Source organism: Candidatus Chloroploca asiatica (assembly GCF_002532075.1).
Classification (GTDB): Bacteria; Chloroflexota; Chloroflexia; order Chloroflexales; family Chloroflexaceae; genus Chloroploca; species Chloroploca asiatica.
In genome coordinates, this window is sequence record NZ_LYXE01000138.1 from 1 (window position 1) to 4,151 (window position 4,151).

The 4,151-nt window shown below is 54.6% G+C and carries 3 protein-coding genes; all 3 read left to right on the forward strand.

What is annotated here, in order from left to right:
• The first annotated feature begins 515 nt into the window (after positions 1–515).
• The 3 genes from A9Q02_RS17805 (at position 516) to A9Q02_RS17815 (ending at position 3,966) form a co-directional block, all read left to right on the forward strand.
• Positions 516–1,184, forward strand: a complete 669-nt coding sequence (locus A9Q02_RS17805; protein WP_097654435.1) for a vWA domain-containing protein — start codon at positions 516–518, stop codon at positions 1,182–1,184.
• Between the two features lie 116 nt (positions 1,185–1,300).
• On the forward strand, positions 1,301–2,596 hold the full coding sequence (locus tag A9Q02_RS17810) for a PP2C family serine/threonine-protein phosphatase (RefSeq protein ID WP_097654436.1): 1,296 nt from the start codon (positions 1,301–1,303) through the stop codon (positions 2,594–2,596).
• Between the two features lie 11 nt (positions 2,597–2,607).
• On the forward strand, positions 2,608–3,966 hold the full coding sequence (locus A9Q02_RS17815) for a protein kinase domain-containing protein (RefSeq protein ID WP_097654437.1): 1,359 nt from the start codon (positions 2,608–2,610) through the stop codon (positions 3,964–3,966).
• Positions 3,967–4,151: the final 185 nt, after the last annotated feature.

A 4,151-nucleotide genomic window follows, 5' to 3' on the forward strand; every position in this document is an offset into this window, starting at 1 on the left:
TCCATCGTGTCCTCCTGAAGCGTTCGATCATTCCTTCAGAAGGATACACGATGGGCTACCACTTTGACGTAGCCCTACCTTCGCTAGCGATATCTTGACAAATGTTATTTAAAAATGGTAATATTTTCAGATTGTCATGTTACTGTTTATCGTGTAGATCAAGCCTGGTCTATTTTTTACGACTAATCATATGATTCCACGGCGAAAGTCTTTCTTGTAACCATCATCAGCTTGGGCGCAAGACGCTGATCACTACTGTGGTCGGTTTGATCAGCAGTATTGTGGGGATCTTGCTGCTATGGGTAACTTTGCCGTGGTATTCTCTAAAGGAAGTTAGCAACCTGCAGGTTGTTCTGACTATCGCTGTTGTGGACGGTTTCTACGTCCTAACCGACATCGCGGCTCGGCTGCTGCGCTGCTTTAATTGTGCGCTTAAGACTGATTGGCGGAGTCTTTGGCTTTATCTTTATCGCAGTAGACGCTCAGTGACCAATCATGAATTATGGAGGAGAACAATGACTGAATTCAACTTCGCCGACTCATCAACAGGACGTCGCCTCCCGATCTATCTTCTGCTGGATACCTCTAGTTCAATGGGAGGGGCACCGATCCAGGCGGTGAATCAGGGTGTGGTTCTTCTGTATAACGAACTGATGAATACGCCACAGGCTGTTGAGACGTGCTGGATCAGTGTGATCACCTTCGACTCCACCGCGCAACAGGTTGTAGCACTGACCGAGTTGACTCAGTTCACCCCACCGCCGATTCAGGCGAATGGCGCGACCTCGATGGGGGCTGCGCTCGATCTGCTCGGGCAGTCCCTTGATCGCGAAGTCACCGGCAATACCGGGGAACGCAAGGGCGACTACAAGCCGCTGATTTTCCTGCTGACCGATGGCGAGCCCACTGATGATTGGCGCTCAGCCCTGAGTCGGTTGCGAAGCCGTACCCAGAAGAAGCCAGCGACGATCATTGCACTCGGTTGTGGCGTTGGAGCCAATATGTCCACCCTAGATCAGATTGCCGATGTGAGACTGCGCATGGTGGATGCGACGCCTGATAATATTGCCGCCTTCTTCAAATGGGTCTCCCAGTCGGTCAAAGTTGCTAGCGTCTCAGCTGCTGGCGGTGGTGGACAGATGGACATGCCCGCACCCCCTCCTCAGTTGACGATCAGCATTTAGTACGCTGCTCTTGAACGCTGCTATGGCCGCAGCGCAGGCGTGCTGTCTCTGCGCATCATAGCCTTATGCTGTGTTGTTTCCATGCCCTCTTGCAACAGGCTTAAGGGAATTCGTATATGCAAGACCAGAACACCGACAGGCCGGAAGAGACGACCCCATCTAACCAGCCGACCCAGCCAGATCCCACTTCCCCTCCGCCGCCGGGCACGCTGCCGACTGATCAGACCCAGCGTATCCTCCATGTGCAAGCTGCCCAACCGATTCCGCCCCACAAAGCGACTGAACTTAGAGAAAGTTTTCTCGATCTCGGTGAGAAGATCGTGACGAAGGGGAACGCAGATGCAGAAGAGTTATGGAGAACAACCTCAGATGATTGGATGAACCCAACAGAGTTTCGCGCCAAGCTTGACAGCCCACCAGCAACGCCTATGCTTACCGCATCCACAGGCGATCAGGCGATCACGCACGGCGATCAGACTCCTGATGCGCAGGCTGTGCCCGAGGGTGAAGGCGATGCGTCGACCGCTATTGTCGAGGCAAAACCGCTCATCAAACCAACGCCACGCCAGTGGGAGGAGCATGAACCGATTGATCGGTCGTATGAGGTCGATCACAAGGATATCCGCGATCTGGACGGGACACGTGGGTGGCGCATCACTGGGGCAAGCCGCCGCGGTAAGATGCACGCTCACGAGGCGAAGTATCGTGAGGATGCGTGGTGGGCTGGTGTCAGTCGTAACAAAGAGTGGACGATTGTGGCGGTAGCTGATGGGGGCGGCTCGTATGACCTGTCCCGTGTTGGCGCTGATATAGCAGTGAAGACATCGGTCGAGGTGCTCGCAATGGAACTGCCCGAAGGGAAGGAGATCCGCGACTCCCATATTCGAGGGGCGATGGATACAGCGCTGAGTCAAACCTACCAAGCCCTTGAGCAGAAAGCCCTGGAGATTGCCAACAACATACAGAGACCGATCACGAGCCGCGATCTCTCAACCACACTCCAACTGTTCGCCTTCTGCCCTGATGAGCGTAAGCTTACGGTGGCACAGGTGGGTGACGGGCTGATCGCGTTGCAAAAGGCCGATGCGAGCTATGTGCGACTCGGCGCTGCCGATGTGGGCGAGGTCGCCGGGGCGACCGTTTTTCTCAACAATGTCAGGGGCATGCAGTGGAATAACCGCATCTGGATCTATAAGCTGTCCGAGTTACCGTGCATGATCATCTCAATGACTGACGGCGTCTCTGATGATGTGCTTGATAGCGAAGAACAAAACATCCGGATACTCTTCAATGCACTGAACACATTTGCATGCGAGAAGATCCCGGCAGAGGCCATCTATAACTGGCTCGGCTATGACAAACGGGCCTCGTTCGATGATCGCACCCTCGTGGCACTCTACCAGGGATCGTGAGGAGCACCCCCGTGCAGGCGATACTTGCAGACGGATCTACGGTCACTTGCAGCGATACACCCTTTGCCGAGGGCGGCGATGGCATCCTCTTCTTCTCAAGTGATGGTGTTTCGGTGATCAAGCTCTACAAAACCCCCGAACCGTGGCGCATCCACGCGACCGAGGCCGTACTCAACCGCTTTAATGCGGTGAAAGAGCACACATACTGGGAGCAATTCTTTGCTTGGCCCAACGCGATGGTTATAAAGCCCAGTGTCGGTATCCGTATGCGCAAGATAGCTGAGCAGCGGCCAATGTCGCACTTCGTCAACTGGAAGTTTCGTAGCAGACTGCTTCAGCCTCAGGATCGAGGTAGCTGGCAGGGCTATGTCGCCGCTGCCATCAAAGTTGCACGCTTAGTAAAAAGGCTGCACCAATTTGGGCTGTGCCACTCCGATCTTTCAGAGAACAACATCTTCCTGAACCCCGTCAATGGTCAGGTAACCCTGCTTGATTGTGATGGACTGGTTGTGCCTGACCAACTCCCTCCAGTGGTGATCGGCACCAGGGGCTACATGGCACCGGAGATCGTCACCGGGGCTGCGGCACCATCGATCGATGCCGACCTGCATGCGCTGGCTGTGGTTATCTACCGGTTGTTGTTCATCATCGACCCATTCCGTGGCCCGAAGAAGCATCATAATGATCCTGCGATCGACGATGAACTGATGTACGGCCAGAAAGCGTTGTTTATCGAACACCCTACGGATCACTCCAATCGGCCCGCCTCAAACTTCCCCAGTACACGCCTGCTCGGCGAAGGAGTACATAAACTCTTCCAGCGCACCTTTGTCGAACACCTGAAAAACCCTAGTCGGCGCCCCCGTGCCGCCGAATGGGAGCGGGCGCTCATTCAAATGTATGACCGTATTGTTCCCTGCGCCAATCCAACATGTGTCTTCAAGAGCTTTGCGCTGTTGGAGCAATCGCCATGCTGCCCGTGGTGCAAGACACCCATGCGCCATCCGAGCGGGCAGATTCCGCTGCTCCATCTCTACAAAAAAGTGGGGAAGACATGGGATCGTGAAGGATCATATACGATTATTGGGAGCGAAGGGCGTACCCTTCACACATGGCATGCTAATAGCTCGGCTAGCCCTGGTCCCACCACCGATGCTGCGGTGCAGGCCCAGATTATGTATGACTCAGGCAGCCGCACATGGCGGATCAATAACTATAACCTACGCTCGTTGAGCCGGATGACGTCGCCGCCCCAGAGGGAGCCACTTGGCACGGGGTTCTCTCACGCATTGCATAAAGGCGATATGCTCATCCTCGACGACAAGGAAAACGCTCGTATTGCGTACGTCGATTTCTTACGCTTGCCATGATCGTTTCAAGATCGGTTGTGGGGTGTTTTTTTCTCTATGAGATGAGGGGGCGTTATGACGTTGTGGTCACCTTGGTTCTGCCCATATGGGAAAAGAGCCTGAACCCTGGTCTCAAAACGCAAAAGGGTGGCTTCGCTTGCTGCGCTCGCTTGGACACAGCACCCAGCCATCAGGATGCAGAACCG